Origin of the sequence: Stenotrophomonas maltophilia, from assembly GCF_006974125.1 — a bacterium.
Taxonomy (GTDB): Bacteria; Pseudomonadota; Gammaproteobacteria; order Xanthomonadales; family Xanthomonadaceae; genus Stenotrophomonas; species Stenotrophomonas maltophilia_O.
This window is the reverse complement of record NZ_CP037858.1, coordinates 1,910,870-1,931,742: the sequence shown is the minus strand read 5'-3', so window position 1 is coordinate 1,931,742 and position 20,873 is coordinate 1,910,870. Positions and strand designations below refer to the sequence as shown.

Annotated in this window: 19 protein-coding genes; 8 read left to right on the top strand and 11 right to left on the bottom strand. The window is 68.0% G+C overall.

Going from position 1 to position 20,873, the window contains the following annotated elements:
- Nucleotides 1–100 precede the first annotated feature (100 nt).
- From EZ304_RS08760 to EZ304_RS08740, 5 genes are all read right to left on the bottom strand, one after another.
- Nucleotides 101–1,036, bottom strand: a complete 936-nt coding sequence (locus EZ304_RS08760) for an RDD family protein (protein WP_099554555.1) — start codon at nucleotides 1,034–1,036, stop codon at nucleotides 101–103.
- Between the two features lie 49 nt (nucleotides 1,037–1,085).
- Nucleotides 1,086–1,844: a pilin gene (locus tag EZ304_RS08755; protein ID WP_099554556.1), complete on the bottom strand. Its 759-nt coding sequence runs from the start codon at nucleotides 1,842–1,844 to the stop codon at nucleotides 1,086–1,088.
- Between the two features lie 39 nt (nucleotides 1,845–1,883).
- Nucleotides 1,884–2,357 (bottom strand): DUF494 family protein, encoded by a 474-nt coding sequence (locus EZ304_RS08750; protein WP_005411195.1) that lies wholly within the window; start codon nucleotides 2,355–2,357, stop codon nucleotides 1,884–1,886.
- Between the two features lie 43 nt (nucleotides 2,358–2,400).
- Nucleotides 2,401–3,528 (bottom strand): DNA-processing protein DprA, encoded by a 1,128-nt coding sequence (gene dprA, locus EZ304_RS08745; RefSeq protein ID WP_142806816.1) that lies wholly within the window; start codon nucleotides 3,526–3,528, stop codon nucleotides 2,401–2,403.
- A gap of 182 nt (nucleotides 3,529–3,710) precedes the next feature.
- On the bottom strand, nucleotides 3,711–4,844 hold the full coding sequence (locus tag EZ304_RS08740; RefSeq protein WP_142806815.1) for a LysM peptidoglycan-binding domain-containing protein: 1,134 nt from the start codon (nucleotides 4,842–4,844) through the stop codon (nucleotides 3,711–3,713).
- Between the two features lie 126 nt (nucleotides 4,845–4,970).
- Between EZ304_RS08740 and def the strand changes: the two genes are divergently transcribed.
- The 5 genes from def (at nucleotide 4,971) to EZ304_RS08715 (ending at nucleotide 11,014) form a co-directional block, all read left to right on the top strand.
- The gene (gene def / locus EZ304_RS08735; RefSeq protein WP_142806814.1) at nucleotides 4,971–5,483 is read left to right on the top strand and encodes a peptide deformylase; all 513 of its coding nucleotides are present in this window, start codon (nucleotides 4,971–4,973) and stop codon (nucleotides 5,481–5,483) included.
- 120 nt (nucleotides 5,484–5,603) lie between these two features.
- A complete protein-coding gene (fmt, locus tag EZ304_RS08730; protein WP_099554567.1) occupies nucleotides 5,604–6,527 on the top strand; it encodes a methionyl-tRNA formyltransferase in 924 nt (307 codons plus the stop codon).
- A gap of 3 nt (nucleotides 6,528–6,530) precedes the next feature.
- Nucleotides 6,531–7,862 (top strand): 16S rRNA (cytosine(967)-C(5))-methyltransferase RsmB, encoded by a 1,332-nt coding sequence (rsmB, locus tag EZ304_RS08725; RefSeq protein ID WP_142806813.1) that lies wholly within the window; start codon nucleotides 6,531–6,533, stop codon nucleotides 7,860–7,862.
- A gap of 23 nt (nucleotides 7,863–7,885) precedes the next feature.
- Nucleotides 7,886–9,607, top strand: a complete 1,722-nt coding sequence (locus EZ304_RS08720) for an ArnT family glycosyltransferase (RefSeq protein WP_142806812.1) — start codon at nucleotides 7,886–7,888, stop codon at nucleotides 9,605–9,607.
- A gap of 117 nt (nucleotides 9,608–9,724) precedes the next feature.
- Nucleotides 9,725–11,014 (top strand): O-antigen ligase family protein, encoded by a 1,290-nt coding sequence (locus EZ304_RS08715; RefSeq protein ID WP_142806811.1) that lies wholly within the window; start codon nucleotides 9,725–9,727, stop codon nucleotides 11,012–11,014.
- Here the strand turns inward: EZ304_RS08715 and EZ304_RS08710 are convergent.
- Both EZ304_RS08710 and EZ304_RS08705 read right to left on the bottom strand, forming a co-directional pair.
- Nucleotides 10,987–12,108 (bottom strand): glycosyltransferase family 4 protein, encoded by a 1,122-nt coding sequence (locus EZ304_RS08710; protein ID WP_142806810.1) that lies wholly within the window; start codon nucleotides 12,106–12,108, stop codon nucleotides 10,987–10,989. The two genes, EZ304_RS08715 and EZ304_RS08710, sit on opposite strands and share 28 nt — an antisense overlap.
- 43 nt (nucleotides 12,109–12,151) lie before the next feature.
- Nucleotides 12,152–12,970, bottom strand: a complete 819-nt coding sequence (locus EZ304_RS08705; protein WP_099554577.1) for a glycosyltransferase family 2 protein — start codon at nucleotides 12,968–12,970, stop codon at nucleotides 12,152–12,154.
- On the opposite strand from EZ304_RS08705, the gene EZ304_RS08700 reads away from it, so the two are divergent.
- On the top strand, nucleotides 12,969–14,027 hold the full coding sequence (locus tag EZ304_RS08700) for a CDP-glycerol glycerophosphotransferase family protein (protein ID WP_142806809.1): 1,059 nt from the start codon (nucleotides 12,969–12,971) through the stop codon (nucleotides 14,025–14,027). The genes EZ304_RS08705 and EZ304_RS08700 overlap by 2 nt on opposite strands.
- 138 nt (nucleotides 14,028–14,165) lie before the next feature.
- Here EZ304_RS08700 and EZ304_RS08695 read toward each other — a convergent pair whose 3' ends face one another.
- From EZ304_RS08695 to EZ304_RS08680, 4 genes are all read right to left on the bottom strand, one after another.
- Nucleotides 14,166–15,704, bottom strand: a complete 1,539-nt coding sequence (locus EZ304_RS08695; protein WP_142806808.1) for a PH domain-containing protein — start codon at nucleotides 15,702–15,704, stop codon at nucleotides 14,166–14,168.
- Complete coding sequence (locus EZ304_RS08690) at nucleotides 15,701–16,201, bottom strand: PH domain-containing protein (RefSeq protein WP_099554585.1); 501 nt, start codon at nucleotides 16,199–16,201, stop codon at nucleotides 15,701–15,703. Before EZ304_RS08690 ends, EZ304_RS08695 begins: the two co-directional genes overlap by 4 nt.
- A gap of 75 nt (nucleotides 16,202–16,276) precedes the next feature.
- On the bottom strand, nucleotides 16,277–17,413 hold the full coding sequence (gene ribA, locus EZ304_RS08685) for a GTP cyclohydrolase II RibA (RefSeq protein ID WP_142806807.1): 1,137 nt from the start codon (nucleotides 17,411–17,413) through the stop codon (nucleotides 16,277–16,279).
- Between the two features lie 86 nt (nucleotides 17,414–17,499).
- Nucleotides 17,500–18,420 carry a lauroyl acyltransferase gene (locus EZ304_RS08680; RefSeq protein ID WP_099554591.1) on the bottom strand — a complete coding sequence of 307 codons (921 nt, stop codon included), beginning with the start codon at nucleotides 18,418–18,420 and terminating at the stop codon, nucleotides 17,500–17,502.
- Between the two features lie 61 nt (nucleotides 18,421–18,481).
- On the opposite strand from EZ304_RS08680, the gene dtd reads away from it, so the two are divergent.
- Nucleotides 18,482–18,922 (top strand): D-aminoacyl-tRNA deacylase, encoded by a 441-nt coding sequence (gene dtd / locus EZ304_RS08675; protein WP_043034581.1) that lies wholly within the window; start codon nucleotides 18,482–18,484, stop codon nucleotides 18,920–18,922.
- Between the two features lie 90 nt (nucleotides 18,923–19,012).
- Nucleotides 19,013–20,866, top strand: a complete 1,854-nt coding sequence (gene rpoD, locus EZ304_RS08670) for an RNA polymerase sigma factor RpoD (RefSeq protein ID WP_099554594.1) — start codon at nucleotides 19,013–19,015, stop codon at nucleotides 20,864–20,866.
- Nucleotides 20,867–20,873 lie beyond the last annotated feature (7 nt).

Below are 20,873 nucleotides of genomic sequence, written 5' to 3'. Positions count from 1 at the left end.
AACTGAACGCCCGGTAATGTGCCGGGCGTTCAGGTTCACCTTATTAGAGGAATCACGCCCGGCCAGCCCGTGTCAAGCAGCCAGGCGTGAGGATGGCCGTTCAGGAGGCCATCTTGGCGATGAAGCCGACCGCGAACACCAGCAGCGCCAGGCCCACCAGCGACAGCAGGCCGGTCAACACCAGCACCAGCACGGTCACGGTGCCCAGCTCGCGGCGCTGCAGGTGGGGCTGGTCGGTGTAGGCCCAGCGGTCGACCACCAGGGTGTCGCAGATCATGTCATGCAGGCCCTGCTTGCGCTCGGTGAAGGCCGCCATCAGGAAACCGATGCCGAGGGTGAAGCTGCTCAGCAGCATGGCCCAGTAACGACCGAACGCGCGGGCCTTGGTCAGGCGCTCGCCGTTGCCGCGCACGACCTTGATGCCGACCGCCATCTTGCCCAGCGTGGCGCCGCCCTTCGAGGCATGGAACCAGGTGTAGTACGCCATGCCGATGGCGAAGTTGATCAGTGCACTGGCCAGCTGCGCCACGATCTCGATGGCCGACTCGTCACTGCCCACCGCACCCATGCCGGCGCCGAGGATCACGCCGAGGATGACGCCGATGATGCTGCCGGGGATGACCAGCACGAAGTAGTCGATCACGTAGGCTGCCACGCGCTTCCAGAAGCCCGCATAGACGACTTCGCCGCCGACCACCGGCTGCGCATGGGCGCCGGCACCGAGCGCTGCCGGGGCGCTGTAGGGCGAGCTGCTGAGGGCACCGGTGCCGGGCAGCGGCGCGGTACCGTTGTCGATGGCCGCATAGTCGTTGCGCAGATCGAAACCGCCACTGCCTGCGGTGGTACTTGCATCGGCCAGGGTCTGCAGCCCGAGCTCGTCGACCACCTGGCGCAGCGCCGCCCACTGGTCCATGCCTTCGCGCCAGACCAGGGTGTCCAGGTTCAACTGGCCGCGCTGGAAGCGCTGGCGGATCTCCTGCACCGGCAGCGGGCCCTGGCGCTGCTGTCCCTCGGCGTAATACCACTCATCAGTCATTGCATGTTCCCTGTTGGATCGTCCATGGAGGTGCTGGCATGCGCGCGGCTCAGCCGCGGCACGACTGCGGCAGGTACTTGTCGTCGCTTTCGCCGCTGCATTCCCAGCGGCCACTGTCACGGTCGTATTCCAGCCACAGCAGGTCGCCGTCGATGCCCTTGCCGGGTACCGCCAGTGTTGCTTCGATGCCGCAGTGGCCGTTGTTGAAGCGGCCGATGTTCACGGCTGACAGGCCCGCGTGGGCGAAGTCGCCCGGGGCCGGGAAGCCGGCGTCATTGGCGCCCGGGCAGCGGCCTTCGTCATCGGCGAAATGCTGCACCTGGTCTTTCAGCGGCTGCAGCGCGGCCACGGCGCCGGCGACTTTGCTGCGCACGGTGTAATCCTTGTAGGCCGGCAGCGCGATCGCGGCAAGGATGGCCAGGATCGGCACCAGCACCAGCAGCAGGCCACCACCGATGATGGCGGTCAGCGCACAGCCGGACAGTTTCTTTTTCGGTGCAGGCAGGATGGTGGCCGATGCACTGGTGGCGTAGGGCGTGGACGCCGGCAGTACCGGCGGCTGCGGCGGAGGCGGTGCGACAGGTTCCGGTTCAGGCTCGGGTTCGACCGGCGGTGCGGCGGCGTCCAGCGCCGGCACGATCAGGCCGAGTTCGTCCACGACGGTGCGCAACGGCTGCCATTGCGGCAGGCCGTCGCGCCAGACCAGGGTGTCCAGGGTGATCTGGTTGTTGCGGAACAACTCGACCAACTGTTCCGCCGGCAGCGGACCTTGCTGCCGGTTGCCTTCTGCATGGAACCACTCGCTCACGGGGACGCTCCTGAATGCGCTATGCCCCCAAGTGTACGGTCAGTGCAGGGGTTCTGGCTCGTCCATGAACATCTGCGTCTCCATCCAGGCATAGGCTGCTTCGGACCCAGGCTGGTTGAACAGCACCATCAGCACGACCCATTTCAGGTCGTCCAGGTCCAGTTCGTCCTGGTCCAGGGCCATCGCCCGGTCCAGCACCAGTTCGCGCTGGTCGGCGTCGAGGATGCCGTGCTGTTCCAGGTACAGCAGGAAGCCGCGGCATTCCACGTCCAGTTTGTCCAGCTCGGGGCCGTGGTAGACGCGCACGGGGCCATCGACCCGTGCCTGGGCCACGCTCGGCCGCTGCGCGGCCAGGGCGTCGAGCCAGTCGAACGCCTTGTTGATCTCGGTTGGGCTGAAACCGGCCTGGATCAGGCCGTTCTGGAGCGAATCGCGGTCACGGATCAGGTCCGCGTCTTCGCTGAAATAGTGTTCAAACAGGTACAGCAGTACGTCCAGGATGCTCTCTTTCATTGCCCCTCGGCCTGCGTCGCGCGACGCTGTGGAGGTGAAGAAACTAGGGAGTTCGACAGTAGCGGCCGTGTACGCACACCACGATTCCCGCCAGTTCCATGGCCAGCAGCATGGAGGACACCTGGGGCGCCGTCAATCCACAGCGCGTGATCAGTGAATCCATACTGCTTGGGTTGTGGTCCAGGGCCCGCCACAAGCACTGGTAGTCAGGGTCGTCGGCCCAGCGCGCCGGCAGGAGCGCCGGCGGTGCCTGTTCAGTGGGGGTGCCCAGCCGTGATTGCAAGCCCGGCAGCTGTTGGCGAAGGGCAGGGGCCAGCAGTTCCAGCACTTCCTCGGGGCGCTCGACCAGTGCGGCTCCTTCACGGATCAGCCGGTGGCAGCCCGCTGCGCGTGGGTTGAGTACCGAGCCGGGCAGGGCACAGACTTCGCGGCCCGCCTCGGCAGCCAGGCGCGCAGTGATCAGGGCGCCGGAGCGCTGCGCGGCCTCGACCACCACCGTCGCCAGCGCCAGCCCGGCCACCAGCCGGTTGCGCGCAGGGAAGTGGCCCGGGCGTGCCGGTGTTCCCGGCAGGTACTCGCTGAGCACCGCGCCCTCGGCGGCGATCCGCCCCTGCAACCGTTGGTGGCTGTCCGGATAGGCCCGGTCAGGGCCGGTCCCGATCACCGCCACTGTGCAGCCGCCAGCCTCCAATGTGGCCAGGTGGGCGGCCGCGTCGATGCCGGCCGCCAGGCCACTGGTTACGGCCAGTCCGGCCTCGACGAAGCAGCTCGCAAAGCGTGCGGCCAGCGCGCGTCCTCCCGGGGTTGGCGAGCGGCTGCCGACCAGTGCCACCGAAGGGCGCCAGGCCAGGCTGGGATCGCCCGCCACGAACAGCGCCAGCGGCGGGTTCGGGACGTCCCGCAGGGGCGGTGGAAAGGCCGTGTCGGCGAAGGACAGCAGATGGTGGTCGTCGCCTTCCAGCCAGTGCCGTGCCACGGTCCAGGCGCGGGCGTCGGGGCGTTCCAGTGCAGCGCACTGTTCTGGCGTGCAACCGTGCGCGCGCCAGTTCGCAGCCCCCTGCGCGATCGCAATCTCCGCGTTGCCCGCGGCCTGCAGCAGGGCCCGCCGTGGCGCCAGCGCGCCGCCTGCCATCACCAGGCGCAGCAGCGCCTCATCCACCTGTCTGGTCATTCCCCCACTATCGGCCGGATACAACGAAGGCGCCCTAGGGCGCCTTCGCATGTGACCGTCAGGGTTTGCCGGAGACCGCCCCTGCAGGGGCGGCTGCCAGTCGAACATCGCGCGCAGCGCGGGCGTTTTCGAGGATCTGGACGAAGCGCAGTCGACCAACAGTCGACTCTACACAGTCGACTCTACTTCGCATCCGGGTGCAGGGCGTTGTACCCCACGCGTACCGGCTTGACGCCCTGCATCACCAGCGCGTAGCTGACATTGTCGAAGGTGCGGAACACCATGGCATGCGCCGCGTACTCGTCCGGCAGCGAGACCCGGCCGGCGCCGGTGCTGAGCGAATCGTCCGAGCGCGACGAGTTCGGGTACTTCATGCGGTGCGCCACATGGCGGCCCGGGCGCCACAGCGAGAACACGGTTCCATTGTCCACGCCCTGCGTGCGACCAGCCGAAATCGCGATCACGTCGCGGGGGCCGCCGGCGGTGAACATGTCGGTGACGGCCAGCACGCGTACGTCGACGCCCTCGACACCGGCGGCGGGGACATGGGGCACGAACTGCAGGTCGTACGGCTTGGCCTCGATCGGCACCAGGCGGTCGCCGGCACGCACCTCGCGGCCACCCTCGTTCTTGTCCAATACCAGGGTGGACGCCTCGACCTTGCCGCCGGCGACATGGGTGATGGTGCCGGTGGCGACCTGGGACAGCTCATAGCCGAGCACGCCGCGGCGGTGGTTCGGTGCGCTGTAGGCGCGCCACAGGTTGCCGCTGCCCGGGGTGACGTCGCCGTTGGCGGTCAGATCCTCGGTTGGCTTGGGCTGGGCGTAGCGAACGGTCGGGCGGACGACCGCCCAGCGCTGGCCCACCTGGGCGTCGGCCAGGCGCACATAGACGGCGTGGCCGCTGGTGGCACGCAGGCGTTCTTCTTCCAGGCCGGCCACGTAGGGCAGCTGCTCGATGCTGTCGACCACGCTCAGCTGCTTCAGGAACGGCTCGACCTGGGCCAGCGGAATGGCGTCGATCGGGGCCTCCTGGCGCGGGCCGGGCTGGGCTGCCATGGTCACCCGGTCCAGATAGGCCAGGCTCAGGACGTCACCGGGATAGATCAGGTGCGGGTTGGCGATCTGCGGATTGGCCTGCCAGATCTCCGGCCACAGCCACGGCTTCTGCAGGAAACGTGCGGCGATATCCCACAACGTATCCCCTTTTCGGACCACATAGGTGTCCGGGTGCCCGCCATTCACTTCCACGGCGGTAGCATAGGCAGCCACGGTCAGCATCGCCGCGGCGACGACCGTACGAAAACGAAGCAACATAGGTGTGAAGCCCTGATTCCCCAGCAGGTCCGCGCACTATAGTCCAGAAACCGGGGCGCAAGGCAAGCGTTGGAGCTAGAATCTGCGACGTATGCCGGCGTGCCGGCCCCCTATCCGGAAACAGCCATGGCCCTTCTCCCCATTCTCGAGTTCCCCGATCCGCGCCTGCGTACCAAGGCCGCGTTGATCGAAGCCGCCGAAGTCACCTCGCCGGCCTTCCAGGAACTGATCGACAACATGTTCCTGACCATGTACGACGCCCCGGGCATCGGCCTGGCCGCCACCCAGGTGGACGTGCACAAGCGCTTCATGGTCATCGACGTCAGCGAAGAAAAGAATGAACCGCACGTGTTCATCAATCCGGAAATCGTCGCCAAGGACGGGGGCCGGGTGTACCAGGAAGGCTGCCTGTCGGTTCCGGGCATCTTCGCCGACGTCACCCGTGCCGACACCATCACCGTGAAGTACCTGGACCGCAGCGGCCAGGAACAGCAGATGGAAGCCGGCGAAGTGCTGGCCACCTGCATCCAGCACGAGATGGATCACCTGGACGGCAAGCTGTTCATCGACTATCTGTCGCCACTCAAGCGCGAGATGGTGCGCAAGAAGCTGGCCAAGCAGCGCAAGCACGTGGCGTGATCGCCAATCCGGGCCACCCTTCGGGTGGCCCGTGCCTGCGCGGCTCGCGCGGGCTGTACGGCGCCGGCCGACGGCGCCGTTTTCTTTCCTGCACGAATCCATCCTGCAAGTGGGGTAGCCATGAGGATTGTCTTTGCCGGTACGCCGGAATTCGCGGTGTCGTCGCTGCGCGCGGCTGCGCGTCATCATGAGGTCGTGGCGGTCTATACCCAGCCTGATCGCCCGGCCGGCCGTGGCCGTGGCCTGGCGCCTTCGCCGGTCAAGCTCGAAGCCGTGGCCCGTGGCATTCCGGTCTACCAGCCGGAGTCGCTGAAGGACGCGGCCGCCCAGCAGCAGCTGCGTGACCTGCAGCCGGACCTGATGGTGGTGGTGGCCTATGGCCTGATCCTGCCCAAGGCAGTGCTGGCCATCCCGACCCATGGTTGCTGGAACGTGCATGCCTCGCTGCTGCCGCGCTGGCGCGGCGCCGCGCCGATCCAGCGTGCGATCCAGGCCGGTGACGCGAAGACCGGGGTGTGCCTGATGCAGATGGAAGCTGGCCTGGATACCGGCCCGGTGCTGCTGCACCAGGAACTGCCGATCGCCGCCACCGATACCGGCGGCCAGCTGCACGACAAGCTGGCCGAGCTGGGCGCACAGGTGCTGTCCGACGGCCTGGGCCTGCTGCGCGCAGGCATCAAGCCGATCGCGCGGCCGCAGCCGGAACAGGGCGTGACCTACGCGCACAAGCTGGACAAGGCCGAAGCCAGACTGGACTGGGCGCAGGGCGCCGGTGCGCTGGCGCGTACCGTGCGCGCGTTCAATCCGTGGCCGATCGCCGAGGCGACGCTGGCCGGTGAACGGGTGCGCATCCATGGCGCGGTGGCGCTGGAGGCGGACCACGGCCAGGCACCGGGCACCGTGCTGGCCGCCGGCCGCGACGGCATCGACATTGCCTGTGGCCAGGGCACGCTGCGCCTGCGCGTGCTGCAGCGTGAAGGCGGCAAGGCGATCACCGCTGCCGACTACCTCAACGCTCGCCGCGATCTGCGCGTGGGGGCATAAGCGGTGTCCAAGCAGAGCGATTTCTCCGTCGCCAAGGCGGCACCGGGCGCGGCCACGCGCATGCTGGCTGCACGCGTACTGGCACAGGTGTTCACCCGCGGCCGTTCGCTGAAGGCCGAACTAGCCTGGGCACTGCCGAAGCTGGCCGACAGCCGCGACCGCGCGCTGCTGGAAGCCCTGTGTTTTGCTGTGCTGCGCCGTCGCAGCACCTATGACGCGGCCTTGCAGGCCTGGATGCAGAAGCCGCTGTCGGCGCGCGATGCCGACCTGCGCACGTTGCTGATGGTCGGCTTCGCCCAGCTGGACGTGCTCGAACTGCCTGCTCACGCGGCGCTGTCGGCCACGGTCGATGCCGCGCGTGCACTGGGCCGTGAGCGCCAGGCTGGCCTGGTCAACGCGATCCTGCGCCGCGCCCAGCGCGAGGGGTTCCCTGAACAGCCTGCGCGCGATGCCTTCCCGGAATGGTTGGCTGATGCGATCGAACGCGATTGGCCGGCGCAGGCCGAAGCGATCTTCAGCGCCAGCCTGCAACCCGCGCCGTTGTGGCTGCGTGCCAACCGCCAGCACGGTGGTCGCGACAAGGCCCTGGCGACGCTGGCCGAGGCCGGCATAGCTGCTGAAGCCACTGCACTGTGCGCCGATGCGCTGCGCCTGGCGGCCCCCGTTGCCGTGAACCAGCTGCCGGGCTTCGGCGAGGGCGCGCTGTCGGTGCAGGATCTGTCGGCGCAATGCGCGGCCGATGCGCTGGCGCCCGCGACCGGTGCCCGCGTGCTGGATGCCTGCGCGGCCCCCGGCGGCAAGTCGGCGCACCTGCTGGAGCGTGACCCCAGCCTGCGCCTGCTGGCGCTGGACATCGACGCGCGCCGGCTCGCGCGTGCGCGTGACACCTACACCCGCACCGGTGTGGGCGAACATGCGCAGACCCTGGTCGCCGATGCCAGCGATCCCGGCTCGTGGTGGGACGGCGCGCCGTTCGACGCGATCCTGCTGGATGCGCCGTGTTCGGCCACGGGCGTGATCCGCCGCCAGCCGGATGTGATGTTCCACCGTCGCGCCGAGGACATCGATGCACTGGTGGGCGTGCAGGCGCGCCTGCTGGAAGCCTGCTGGTCGATGCTGCGCCCGGGCGGCGTGCTGCTGTATGCCACCTGCTCGATCCTGCGCGCCGAGAACATCGATCAGGTGCGTGCGTTCCTGAAGTGGCATCCGGACGCCGTGGCGCAGCCGCTGGGCGATGCATTCGGCGTGGATTGCGAAGGCGTGGCACGCCAGCGACTGCCCGGTGACAACGATGCTGACGGTTTCTTCTACGCGCGTCTGATAAAAGCAGCCTGACCCCCGCTGCCGTTTCGAGTCCCATGCTGAAAACCCACGCGTCGCGCCAGACGTGGTTGTTCGTGGTGGTGGCCCTGCTGGTGCTGGGGGCCGGTCTCGGTCTCCGCGATCCGTGGCCCTCTGACGAACCACGCTTCGCGCTGGTGGCCAGGCAGATGGTCGACAGCGGTTACTGGTTGTTCCCGCATCGCGGTACCGAGCTGTATTCGGACAAGCCGCCGATGCTGATGTGGTGGCAGGCCTCGCTGTACGGCCTGGTTGGCCACTGGCGCGTGGCCTTCCTGCTGCCCTCGCTGCTGGCCGCACTGGGCACGCTGTGGTGCGTGGTCGACCTGGGGCGCCGGCTGTGGACGCGGCAGGCAGGGCTGTACGCGGGATGGGCACTGCTGTTCGCGCTGCAGTTCACCTTCCAGGCGAAGAAGGCGCAGATCGATCCGCTGCTGGTGCTGTTCATCACCCTGGCCAACTATGGCCTGCTGCGCCACCTGCTGCTGGGCCCGGCCTGGCGCTGGTGGTGGCTGGGCTGGTTCTTTGCCGGTATCGGGGTGATCACCAAGGGCGTGGGCATGCTGGCGCTGCTGATGATCGTGCCGGCAGCCATCGCTGCAGCCCTGCAGTGGCCCCGTGTTTCCCTGCACGCGCGCGATGGCCGCTTCTGGCTGGCACCGCTGGCCTTCCTGCTGGCGGTATCGCTGTGGCTGGCGCCGATGCTGCTGGCCGCGCTGGGCACCGGGTCGGACGAGTACCGCGCCTACATCAACGACATCCTGGTGCGGCAGACGGCCCGCCGCTACACGCAGTCCTGGGACCATCACCAGCCGTGGTGGTACTTCTTCGGCGTGATGCCGTCGATGTGGATCCCGGCGTTCCTGGCGCTGCCATGGGCGATTCCCGCATGGCGCAGGCGCCTGCGCCGACGTGACCCTCGCTACCTGCTGCCGCTGGCCTGGTGGGTACTGGTCGTGCTGTTCTTCTCGATTCCCCAGGGCAAGCGCGATGTCTACATCCTGCCGGCGCTGCCGATGTTCTGCCTGGCGCTGGCACCGCTGCTGCCCGGGCTGCTGAAGCGACGGGATGTGCAGTCGGTACTGGGAGGGTTTGCCGCGTTGCTGGCACTGGGATTGAGCCTGGTCGGGGCGCTCGCCTTGCTGGGTGATCCGCGCTTCGAAGTGAACCTTGCCCATGGACGCGGATTGGCGCCCGGCGCCACCGATGCATTGGCGTGGACGATCCTGGCGATGGGGCTATGGGGTGGCTTGAGCCTGGTGGTGGCTGGCTGGCGTCGAAGCCATCTGGCGCTGGTATCGACCCTGGCCGTGGCCTGGGTGCTTTACGGCCTGTTCGGCTACCCGTTGCTGAATGATTCAAGTTCTGCGCGTGGTCTGATGCGTGACGTCGGCATGCGTCTCGGGCCAGACGCAGAGCTGGGGCTGGTGGCCTGGAAGGAACAGAATCTGCTGATGGCGGACCGCCGCGCGGCGACCTTTGGATTCGAGAACCGCTGGCATGAACAGCTGCAGGCGGCCGTGCGCTGGCAGCGCTTGTCCCCCCGGCATCGCTGGTTGCTGGTGAATGACGATGCCATGCAGGGGTGCATTGATCGTTCGCAGGCGGCGATGGCCGGCATATCCAACCGCCGTCGCTGGTGGCTGGTGCCCGCCGGGGCGGTGTCCGGAGCCTGCGTGCCTGACCTGAAGGAGCGGGAGCGCGAGTACCGGCTGCAGGGGCCACCGGATGCGGACTGAACGAATGAGCGACGAACATGGCCGGCCTGCGTCAACCCGCGGCCTGCTCTGGCCTAGAATGAGGGCCGCTCCCGGCACCGTGCCGGTCTATCGCCATCGACCTGCCGACCGCACCACGTGACTCCGCTTTCCCCGCCTACCTCCCGCACGACCGGCCTCCTGGCCGGCGCCTACGCCGTGGTGCTGGGGGCGTTGCCGACCCTGCTGATGATCACCATGGAGGGCGGCAGTGCGGGGTTCTACCTGGCGATCCTGCTGTCGATCATCCTGCTGGTGATGCCCTCGGCTGCTCCGCGCCTGCTGCCAGGTTCCGCCCGGCGCTATGCGTGGATGGGCATCGGCATGGGCGTGATGCTGGTCGGCGTGCTGATCAGCCTGGGCGTGCATGGCATCTGGAAGGGATCGGAGGTCGAAAAGGCCGCGCGCCTGTTGTCGATGCTGCTGATCCTGTTCGCCGCGTTGCGGGTGCCGCGCAGCATCCTTGCGCGGGCGATGCTTGGCACCCTGCCCGCGGTGTGGGCGGCAGCGGCCATCATTGGCTGGTTGGCGCTGGAGACCGGCGTGCGGCCTGCCACCCAGCAGTTCAATGCGGTGACCTACGGCGACCTGACCCTGTTGTTCGGCGTGCTGAGCCTGATGTCGCTGGGCCTGCCGGTGACCCGTTTCACCCGCATCGAAGCCACGCTGAAGCTGCTGACCGGCATCCTTGGCCTGGTCGCATTCCTGTGGACGCAGACCCGCGGTGGCCTGCTGGCGATTCCCTGCTTCCTGCTGATCGGCCTGCTGGTGATGGGGCGCCGGCTTGGCCGGATGAAGATCCTGCTGGGCCTGGTGCTGGCGGCCGGCGTCGGCATTGTCGCCACCCATGATGGTGCGTTGCGCGATCGCATCGATGCTGGCGTGAGCGAGTATGGCGATTGCAGTGCCGACCACCTGGCCGATACCTCGGTCTGCATCCGCCTTCAGTTGTGGACCGCGGCTGGCTACATGATCCGCGAGCAGCCGGTGTTCGGTGTCGGTGGTGGCGACCGCTTCCGCCAGGAACTTGAACGGCTTTCCGGAGAGGGAAAGGTGTCGGCGATGGTCGCGCGTGATTTTGGCGAGACCCACAACGACCTGCTGTATTTCCTGGCCACCTACGGCGTGCTGGGGGGGCTTGGCCTTGTGCTGGTGTACGTGGCCCCTGCGCTGGTGTTCGTGCCACGCCTGTGGCGTGGCGACGAACGGTCGCGGTTGCATGCCGCGGCAGGGTTGAGCATCTGCGTTGCATTCGCCGTCTTCGGGGTCACCGAAATGATGCTGCGTGACATGCGAACCGCCTCGTTCTATGCCGCCTGGGTTGCCCTGCTGCTGGCCCTGTCCGAGCCGCGCCGGGCAGATCAGGCCGAGGCCAGCGCCGCTTCGTAACTGGCCAGGGTCGCCCCGGCGAAGGTCTGCAGGCCGAACTCGCGCTCTGCATGGCGGCGGGCGGCCATGCCCATCGCCGGCAGCACCTGGCGTTGTTCATACATCGCCTGCACCTGTGCGGCGATGGCGGCCACGTCTCGGGTGGGCACGACCCAGCCATCGACACCCTGCTCGATGTTCTCCGGCAGCCCCGCGTAGTCGCTGACCAGCATCGGCCTGGCGCTGGCCATCATTTCGCGGCAGGCGAAGGAGATCGTTTCGATGTCGTTGGACAGCACGAAGCCGACGTCGCCGGCGGCGATCAGTGGGCGCGTATCGGCCAGCAGGCCGGTGAAATGGACCTGTGCGGCGACGTCACCGAGGGCCTGCACCTGCGCGCGTTGCTGCGCGTTGGGCAGGTGACCGGCGACCGCCATGTGCACATGCGGGCGGATCGCGCCGGGGAGCAGGGCAATGGCCTGCGCCAGGTCGATCCAGCCCTTGTAGTCATCGGTGCCGGCGTTGCTGACCAGCAGCAGTGCATCCGGGTCCTGCGTCCATTGCTGTCGCATCGCCTGGCCGGCGTCGGCCGGCAGCGGTGCGAAGCGGTCCAGGTCCACGCCATTGCGCACCACATCGATCGGGCAGCGTCGGTAGGGCCCCTGCTCCAGCAGGCGCCCGGTGTGCGCAGAAACCGCAATCACGCGGTCGGTGGCCCAGCGTGCCCTGAAGGCATTGCCCAGCGTACGGGTGGGCTTGCTGTTGTGCTTGGTCAGGATGATCGGCGGGCGGCGCATGCCGAGCAGTCCCTGCATCACGAAGCGGTGATCACGAGCCCCGTTGACGTGGACCAGGTCAATGCCCTCGTCCTGCACCAGCCGGCGCAACGCGCGCTGTTCGGCCAGTTGTTGCGGCAGGGTCGGCAGGCCGCTGCCAAAGGCCATGGGCAGCGGGGTGGCGATTCCTTCCTCGGCCACCGTACGCAGCAGGCGGCTGTCGGCGGGGGCTGCGACATGGAGCGTGTGCTGGCCATGCAGGGCTCGCGCCAGGGACACGATGTACGTGGTGTGGCCACCACCGTCGCCGTAGTGGAAGTTGGTGTACAGGATTTTCATGGGGGATCTTCAGGCAACGCGCGACAAGTGTGACACAGCAGGCTCAGGGCCGTTCCATGGGGGCCGGAGGATCGGCCACCGCTTGGCCGTTGCCCAGCATCCACAGCATGATGGTCTTCTGCCGTACGTAGTTGGCACGCACATAGGCATAGACCAGGCCGTGCCAGCCGTCGCGGAAGCCGCCGCGGAACAGGAAGCCACGCCAGAACCGCCAGGCCGGGGCCAGCACCAGCTTGCCCAGCGTGGCGCGCTTGCCACGCGCGAACTCGTGCTCGGCCATCATCCGCGCATATTTCTCGGTCTTGGCCAGCTGTTGCTGCAATGATCGGTAGGGGTAGTGGATGAGATCGCCGCGCAGGGTGCCGACGTTGCCGTCGACGCTGGCCGCCTCGTGGATCTCGCGCCTGCCGCGCCAGCCACCCTGGCGGCGGTCGAACAGGCGCATCACCCGGTCCGGGTAAGCATTGCCGTGGCGCAGGAACCTGCCAAAGTATTCGGACAGGCGGGCGAAACGGTAGCCGGCGTGGCCGGCGAAGCCGCCGTCACGGGCCTGTTCGATGGCCGTACGCAGCTCGGGGCTGATGCGCTCGTCGGCGTCCAGGCACAGTACCCAGTCGTGGCTGGCCTGCTCGACGCAGAACGCCTTCTGGCTGCGGAAGCCCTCGAACACGTGCTGCAGCACGCGGGCACCGGCCGCCTCGGCGATGGCCACGGTGGCATCGGTGGACTGCGAGTCCACCACCACGATCTCGTCGCAGAAGGCCAGCGAGGCCAGGCAGTCGCCGATGCGCCCGGCCTCGTTGAACGCGATAATGCACGCCGAGATGCGAGGCCGTTCGATGGGAGCGGTCGTGGAGGACATGATGGCCGGGTACCTGTTGTTTGCGACGGAGCGCTATGCGCTGCCTATTCTCGCCCCGTTGGCGCAGGCGTTGCACGCGTCCGGGCAGGAGGTTGCGGCCTGGTTCGAGGGCGGCGCGGCCGGCAGCAGCCTGCCGGGGGTGCCCAACGTCGGCCTGAAGCAGGCCCTGGCAATGCGCCCACGGGCGGTGTTCAGTGCGGCCAACTGGGTGCCGACCTTCCTTTCGGGGGCCAAGGTGCAGTTGTTCCATGGCTTCAATGTGGAAAAGCGCGACAGCGCGCGCGGCCACTTCCGGGTGCGCGGCATGTTCGACCTGTACTGCACGCAGGGGCCGGCCACCACGACGCCCTTCCGCGAGATCGCGGCCCTGCAGGGCCACTTCGCGGTGGCCGAGACCGGCTGGCCGAAGCTGGACCCGCTGTTCCGCGATGACGGTGGCGAGAGCACCGCGCTGCGCGCGCCGGCCGGCGATCGCCCGGTGATCCTGTTCGGCTCGACCTTCACCGAGCGGCTGAGTGCGGCCCCGCACCTGCATGCGCAGATCGCCACCGATATCGCCGCCGGTGGACGTTACTGGCTGCTGACCCTGCATCCCAAATGTCCGCCGGAGCTGTTCGAGCGCTACCGCGCGCTGGCCGGTGCCAATGCCCGCTTCATCGAGCCGGAGCAGGTGATGGCCGCGCAGCGTGCCGCCGATGTGCTGGTGTCGGACACCTCGTCGATCGTTTCGGAGTTCATCGTCCAGCACAAGCCGGTGGTGACCTTCCGCAACCGCGTGCCGAAGCCGCACATGATTGATTTCGACGACCCGGCACAGCTGCCGGCGATGCTGCAGCGCGCGTTGCATCCGGACGCCGCGTTGCAGGCGGAAATCGTGCGCTACGCCGATGCCATCCACCCGTACCGTGATGGCCTGTCCAGCGAGCGGGTGATCGCGGCCACCGAGGATTTCCTGTCCGGTGAAATGGGGGCGCTGCGCCGCAAGCCATTCGGCAGCTGGATGCGCGACCTGCAGATCCGCAAGGACCTCGGCTACTGGGGCCCGTCGCAGAGGTAAGCCGAGCATCGGCTCGGCTGTACAGGAGATCCACGCCATGCGTGGATGCACGGCCCCGCACGCGGTAGTGCCGGCCGCTGGCCGGCAACCTTGGAATGTCTGCGGTTGCCGGCCAGCGGCCGGCACCACCTGTATGGCTTACCAGCGCAGCTTGCGCCGCGCCAATGCCACCGCCAGCTGCTCCATCGCCTGCTGTGCCTGTGCCTGCGGCAGATGGTGCAGGGTGAGTGCCACGTCGCCATGCGCACCGGCGGTATCCAGTTGCAGGCTGCTGGTGCCCAGCAGCTTGTCCAGCGGTGAACGCTGCAGGCGCAGGCCCTGCACCTTGTCCAGCTCGGCCCAGCGCCACCAGCGTTTCCACCAGCCGCCGCGCACGGCCACATAATGCTCGTCCAGATACCAGCCCATGCGCGCCATCTGCCGGTGTGCGACCAACAGTGCGACCGGCAGCCAGGCCAGGACGACCAGGCCCCAGGGGCCCCAACGCCAGTGCGCAGCGATTGCCAGCAGCGGTACCAGCAGCAACGCGCCCAGGCACAGCCGCCACCAGCCGCGCTGCGGAATGGACTGCCATTGCGTCGGCGGCCAGTGCAGCTGTGGCAGCAGGTGCTGCACCAGCCGTGTGCAGTGTTCGCGGGTTGCCAGCGGCGCCAGTTCGCGCAGGGCGCGGTCCTCATCACGCGAAGGGCCACCGGCGGCACTGTCGATGCGCAGCTGGCGCAGCCCGAACCAGCGCTGCAGGGTGCCTTCGCGCAGGGTCCAGGCCTGGATGCGCCGACGTGCGACGCTGCTGCGGGTGCGGCTGAGCATCCCGGCCGACACGGTCAGGCGGCGGTCCTGCTCGACGAGGGTGAAGCCGTGGTAACGCAACAGGGTCAGCACCACTGACAGCACGCGCAGCGCCAGCCAGCCCAGCAGCAGGACTGCCGCCACCAGCAGGAAGGCGCCGGTCACGCCGGGATGCAGGTGGCTGGCATAGCCGAAGGCCTCGCGGCCGCCGCGCTGGATGGCATCGTCCATCACCGGCCGCGGCACCGTCTGGAACAGCACGCCGAACGCGGCCACCGCCAGTGCCCAGCCGCGGTTGGAGAGCAGTCCCATGCGCACCACGTCCCAGCTGGACAGTCGCAGCAGCACGTGTTCGCTGTCGACGTCGGCAATGGGCGGCACGTCGACGGCGTCGTTGGCCTGCGGTGCCTGCCCGCGCTGGCGCACCAGTCGTTCCAGCGCCAGTGCCTGGTCCAGCTTCAGTACCCGCATCTCCGCTTCAGGGCGCACACCGCCGGCCGACTCCAGGCGCAGCTCGGCCACGCCGAACAGGCGATGCAGCGGGTTCTGCCGTACTTCCACGTTGTGGATGCGGGCGAACGGGATCTCGCGGCGGTTGCGCGACAGCAGGCCACTGCGCACGGTGATGGCATCGCTGCCGATGTGGTAGCGGTAGCTGAGGTACTGCAGCACCGACACCAGGACCAGCGCGGCAATTGCCGTCAGCGGAATCAGCTGCGCCCACATCGGATCGCGGTCGCCGCGCTGGCCGAATACCAGCAGCGCGACCAGCGGCAGGAAGTAGTGGCGCAGCTGCATCAGCAGCACGAACAGCCACGACCACGGGTGCAGCCGGTGGTCCTCGGTACCGGCGGGCAACGGTGCAGGCAGGGGGGGCGGCAGGCTCACAGGGCGTCGGCGTCCTGGTCGAGCTGGTGGGACAGGGTGTCGCGCAGGCGTTCGGCGTCGGCTTCGTCCAGGCCGCTCACGGTCACCGCGCTCATGCGGGTGCCGGCGGTGTGCACGATCAGCGTGGCCAGGCCGGCACGGCGCTCCAGCGGGCCCCGGCGCAGATCGAGATGCTGCACCCGCGAGAGCGGGATGCGCGTTTCCAGCTGCCACATGAGGTCGCGGCGCAGGCCCAGGCCCTGTGCGTCCAGCCGCCAACGGGTGCGGACCAGACGTCGATGGCCCAGCCATGCACCAAAGGCCACACCCATCAGCAGCCCGGCTGCAGCGGTCCACAGGCTGCCGGGCAGATCGAAGAACCACGCCGCCGCCGCCAGTGGCAGGCCCGGGACGAACAGGCCGCCAAAGGCTCCTTCCAGTGCGGCCAGGCGGGCTGCGCGTTGCGGCAGTACCTGCCAATCAGTGGCGGGTGGTACAGGAATCGAGGCGTCGGTCACGCGGGCTCCGTCAGGCAGCAGGGCGGGCGGTAGCGGCCGTGGCCGCACCGCGCAGACGGTAGCAGGTCGGCTGCGTTACTGGGCAGCCTGGATCAGTGCATCGACATCCAGCAGGTGGCCGGCACGGTCGGCCTTGGTACGCAGGTAGTTCTCGTTCTCGGCAGTGATCTCGCCGGTGACCGGAATGCAGTCCAGCACTTCGATGCCGGCATTGCGCAGGCGCTGTGCCTTGGTCGGGTTGTTGCTGAGCAGCGCCACGCGCGAAATGCCCAGGCCACGCAGCATCGCCACCGCGCTGCCGTAGCGCCGCTCGTCGGCACCGAAGCCCAGCTGCGCATCGGCGTCGATGGTGTCCAGGCCGTCGTGCTGGTATCCATAGGCGCGCATCTTGGCGGCGATGCCGGTGCCGCGGCCTTCCTGGTCCAGGTACAGCAGCACGCCACCGCCCAGCTCCTTCAGCTTGCGCAGGCCGCGCCGCAGCTGGTCGCCACAGTCGCACTTGAGCGAACCGAACAGGTCACCGGTCAGGCAGGACGAATGCACGCGCACCGGCACTACGGCCGTCAGGTCCGGTTCGCCGACGATGATCGCCACCTGGTCGCGCTGGGCCACGCCACCGCGGAAGACTGCGAAGGTGGTCATGCCGACGTCGCGCAGCGGCACCGGCGAACGCGCTACCAGTTCGTAGTCGTGGGCCGCATGTGCTGCGCCTTCGGCCAGGTCGCACAGGGCCACCTCGGCAGCACCGTCGAAGGTGTGGTCATCGGCGTCCAGGCGCACGGCCACCATCGCTGGCAGCAGCAGGCCCAGGCGGGCCAGCTCCACCGCGCCGGCATCGAAGGCGTCGCCCGCGCTCCAGCCTTCCGGCATTGGACCGGGCTCGCGCAGGTAGCCCAGCGAGGGCAGGGCATTGAAGGCCACACCGCTCAGCGGCAGGCGCGCGCCCTGCGGTGCGTCCACGCCGAGCACGCGGGCACGGGTGGCGGTCAGGAACAGATAGTGGCGTTCGCGGGCGGCAGTGGCGAAGGCGGCGAAGCTGCTGGCCGTGGCGCTGTCCAGTGCGATCACCGCCAGGCGCTGGCCCTGGCCATCGTGGAGCAGCACCGGGCGACCGGCACGCAGTTCGGCAACCGCGCGCTCGCAGCGGATCGCGGCCGGATCGCCGAACAGGGAAGAAGCAGCAGACATGGCAGGACCGGGGGAGGCGGACATCGCAGTCTCTATGGGGGCGATGGCGTTGAATTCAACGCGGTGCGGCCGCCGGTCGCAGGGACCGGGAGGCCCTGGGCGGGGGGCCGTCAGTGGGGATGCTCTTCGGTCGCGTAGGGGTCTTCCTCGTCGCTGCCCGGTGGCCGCAGCGTATAGCGCTTGTAGGTCCACTGGTACTGCGCCGGGTCTCGGCGGGCGATGCGTTCGATGCCGGCATTGAGTGCGGTGGCGGCCACCTGCGGGTCCGGATCGGCCACGGCGGGGTCGGTCGGCTCGATGTGCAGGGCGAATTCCATGTCCGGCCCGATGCGTTCGCACCAGCCATAGAGCACGGTGGCGCCCGTGCGCTCGGCCAGCCGGTTGACCAGGGTCATGGTCAGCGCCTGCACGCCAAAGAACGGCACGAACACGCCATCGCCGGCCTTGGGCTGCTGGTCGGGCAGGATGCCGGTGGCGCCGCCGTCCTTGAGCACCTTGAACAGCTGGCGCACGGCCGGGCCTTCGGCGCGCACCTGCTGCACGTTCTGCCCGCCGCGCACCAGCTGCAGGAAGGCATCACTGGCCTCGTCCTCCGGCGGCTTGTAGACGATGGCGATCTGCCCGCGCGAGGCCAGCCACTGGTTCAGCAGCTCCCAGTTGCCGAAGTGCGGGGCCGCCACGATCACACCCTTGCCGCTGGCCAGCGCCGCGTCGTACAGGGCCTCGCCATGGCGCTGCTTCAGGTGCAGTCGCAGGTTGTCGGCCGGCGTCTGGCTCCACAGGCGCAGGGTTTCGATGGCCTGCAGGGCGGTGGAGCGCAGCAGCTCCCGGTGCAGCCGGTCGCGGGCAGCGCCGTCCAGCTCGGGGTAGGCCAGCTCCAGGTTGCGCCGGGTGACACGGCTTTCCCGGGCATTGAGGGCGATCCACGCCCATGCCAGGGCGCGCGCGAACGCCCGCAGCAGCGGCCAGGGCAGGCGGGCGAACAGGGTGGTGGCGCGGTAGACCAGCCGGGCTTTGCGTTGCGGATTCATCGGCGCCAGTTTAGCCAAGGGCGCTGCTATCGTGGCCGGCCCTGTTCATTGGAAGCCCACGATGCTCGTCCTGATCCAGCGTGTCAGCCAGGCCGCCGTCCATGTCGACGATGAGGCCGTGGGGCAGATCGGGCCCGGCCTGCTGGCCCTGGTCGGCATGGAGCCGGGCGATACCGAGGCCCAGCTGCGGCGGATGGCCGAGCGCCTGCTGGGCTACCGGGTATTCGCCGACGAGGCCGGGAAGATGAACCGCTCGCTGCGCGATACCGGCGGCGGCCTGCTGCTGGTCAGCCAGTTCACCCTGGCCGCCGACACCCGTTCGGGCATGCGGCCGAGCTTCACCACGGCCGCGCCGCCGGACGAGGCTGAACGCGGGTTCAATCGTTTTGTCGAGATCTGTCGTGAAAATCACGCGCCAGGGGTGGAAACGGGCCGATTTGGTGCCCATATGGTCGTCAGCCTGGTCAATGACGGTCCCGTGACCTTCCTTCTCCGGCCCTGAGCCTGCGGGACCACCGCCCGGCAGGCGGGGCCCCGGGCTGGTATAATGCTACGTTCCCTATTTCTCCCTAGCCGGTGGCGCGAGCACTACATGGCCAACGAACGTCCTGCCCAATCCGAAATCAAGCAACTGATCAGCAAGGGCCTGGAACAGGGCTACCTGACCTACGCCGAAGTCAATGACCATCTGCCGGACGACATGGTCGACCCGGAACAGATCGAAGACATCATCGGCATGATCAACGGCATGGGCATCGATGTCCATGAAGTTGCGCCGGATGTGGAAACCCTGCTTCTCAATGACGGCAACACCGGCAACCGCGAAGTCGATGACACCGCGGCCGAAGAAGCTGCCGCCGCGCTGAGCGCGCTCGACACCGAAGGTGGCCGTACCACCGACCCGGTGCGTATGTACATGCGCGAAATGGGCACCGTCGAGCTGCTGACCCGCGAAGGCGAAATCGCCATCGCCAAGCGCATCGAGGAAGGCCTTTCGCAGGTCCAGGCTGCACTGGGCCAGTTCCCGGTGTCGGTCGAGTCGCTGCTGACCGACTATGAAGCCCACAAGGAAGGCAAGAAGCGCCTGGCCGAAGTGATCGTCGGCTTCAATGACCTGGCCGACGAAGAACCGGCACCGCCGGCGGCCGCTGCCGATGACAGCGCCGATGCGGACGCCGAGGGCGACGAGGACGAGGACGATGATGTCGAGGGTGGCGAGGAAGAAGCCGCACCGACCGGTCCGGATCCGGAGGAAGTCGCTGCGCGCATGCAGGCGCTGAGCGATGCCTTCAACGCCTTCAAGAAGGCCGCGACCAAGGGCGACAAGAAGAACCTGCCGCGCCTGCGCGAGGAAATGTCGGCGGTGTTCGTCACCCTGAAGCTGCCGCTGCCGCTGACCGATGTGCTGACCAAGCAGCTGCGCGACACCATGGCGTCGATCAAGGCCCATGAGCGTCGCGTGCTGAACCTGGCCACCGTCACTGCGCGCATGCCGCGCAAGGACTTCATCCGTTCCTGGGAAGGCAACCAGACCAACCTGGAGTGGGTGGAAGACGCACTGAAGCGCAAGCAGAAGTGGTCCTCGGCCCTGCGCGAAGTGAAGGACCAGATCATTGCCGAACAGCAGGCGACGATCGACATCGAGACGCTGACCCAGCTGGACCTGGAAGAGCTGAAGGAAATCAGCCGTGCCATGGCCTACGGTGAAGCCAAGGCGCGCAAGGCCAAGAAGGAAATGGTCGAGGCCAACCTGCGCCTGGTGATCTCGATTGCCAAGAAGTACACCAACCGTGGCCTGCAGTTCCTCGACCTGATCCAGGAAGGCAACATCGGCCTGATGAAGGCCGTGGACAAGTTCGAGTACCGCCGCGGTTACAAGTTCTCGACCTACGCCACCTGGTGGATCCGCCAGGCGATCACCCGCTCGATCGCCGACCAGGCACGCACCATCCGTATTCCGGTGCACATGATCGAGACGATCAACAAGTTGAACCGCATTTCCCGCCAGATGCTCCAGCAGTACGGCCGCGAGGCCACGCCGGAGGAGCTGGCCAAGGAAATGGACATGCCGGAAGACAAGATCCGCAAGGTGATGAAGATCGCCAAGGAGCCGATCTCGATGGAAACCCCGATCGGCGACGACGAGGATTCCCATCTGGGCGACTTCATCGAGGACACCAACGTGGAGTCCCCGATCGAGAACACCACCAACATCAACTTGTCTGAAACCGTGCGCGACGTGCTGGCCGGCCTCACCCCGAGGGAAGCCAAGGTGCTGCGCATGCGCTTCGGCATCGACATGAACACCGACCACACGCTGGAAGAGGTCGGCAAGCAGTTCGACGTGACCCGCGAGCGCATCCGCCAGATCGAAGCGAAGGCCCTGCGCAAGCTGCGTCACCCGAGCCGCTCGGAGCAGCTGCGCAGCTTCCTGGATATCGACTGATATCCAG

Excerpts from the sequence above, each read along its gene's own strand:
- EZ304_RS08760 (WP_099554555.1), bottom strand. The coding sequence starts at position 1,036 with ATGACTGATGAGTGGTATTACGCCGAGGGACAGCAGCGCCAGGGCCCG.
- EZ304_RS08750 (WP_005411195.1), bottom strand. The coding sequence starts at position 2,357 with ATGAAAGAGAGCATCCTGGACGTACTGCTGTACCTGTTTGAACACTAT.
- dprA (WP_142806816.1), bottom strand. The coding sequence starts at position 3,528 with ATGACCAGACAGGTGGATGAGGCGCTGCTGCGCCTGGTGATGGCAGGC.
- EZ304_RS08740 (WP_142806815.1), bottom strand. The coding sequence starts at position 4,844 with ATGTTGCTTCGTTTTCGTACGGTCGTCGCCGCGGCGATGCTGACCGTG.
- def (WP_142806814.1), top strand. The coding sequence starts at position 4,971 with ATGGCCCTTCTCCCCATTCTCGAGTTCCCCGATCCGCGCCTGCGTACC.
- fmt (WP_099554567.1), top strand. The coding sequence starts at position 5,604 with ATGAGGATTGTCTTTGCCGGTACGCCGGAATTCGCGGTGTCGTCGCTG.
- EZ304_RS08720 (WP_142806812.1), top strand. The coding sequence starts at position 7,886 with ATGCTGAAAACCCACGCGTCGCGCCAGACGTGGTTGTTCGTGGTGGTG.
- EZ304_RS08710 (WP_142806810.1), bottom strand. The coding sequence starts at position 12,108 with ATGAAAATCCTGTACACCAACTTCCACTACGGCGACGGTGGTGGCCAC.
- EZ304_RS08700 (WP_142806809.1), top strand. The coding sequence starts at position 12,969 with ATGATGGCCGGGTACCTGTTGTTTGCGACGGAGCGCTATGCGCTGCCT.
- EZ304_RS08705 (WP_099554577.1), bottom strand. The coding sequence starts at position 12,970 with ATGTCCTCCACGACCGCTCCCATCGAACGGCCTCGCATCTCGGCGTGC.
- ribA (WP_142806807.1), bottom strand. The coding sequence starts at position 17,413 with ATGTCCGCCTCCCCCGGTCCTGCCATGTCTGCTGCTTCTTCCCTGTTC.
- EZ304_RS08680 (WP_099554591.1), bottom strand. The coding sequence starts at position 18,420 with ATGAATCCGCAACGCAAAGCCCGGCTGGTCTACCGCGCCACCACCCTG.
- dtd (WP_043034581.1), top strand. The coding sequence starts at position 18,482 with ATGCTCGTCCTGATCCAGCGTGTCAGCCAGGCCGCCGTCCATGTCGAC.
- rpoD (WP_099554594.1), top strand. The coding sequence starts at position 19,013 with ATGGCCAACGAACGTCCTGCCCAATCCGAAATCAAGCAACTGATCAGC.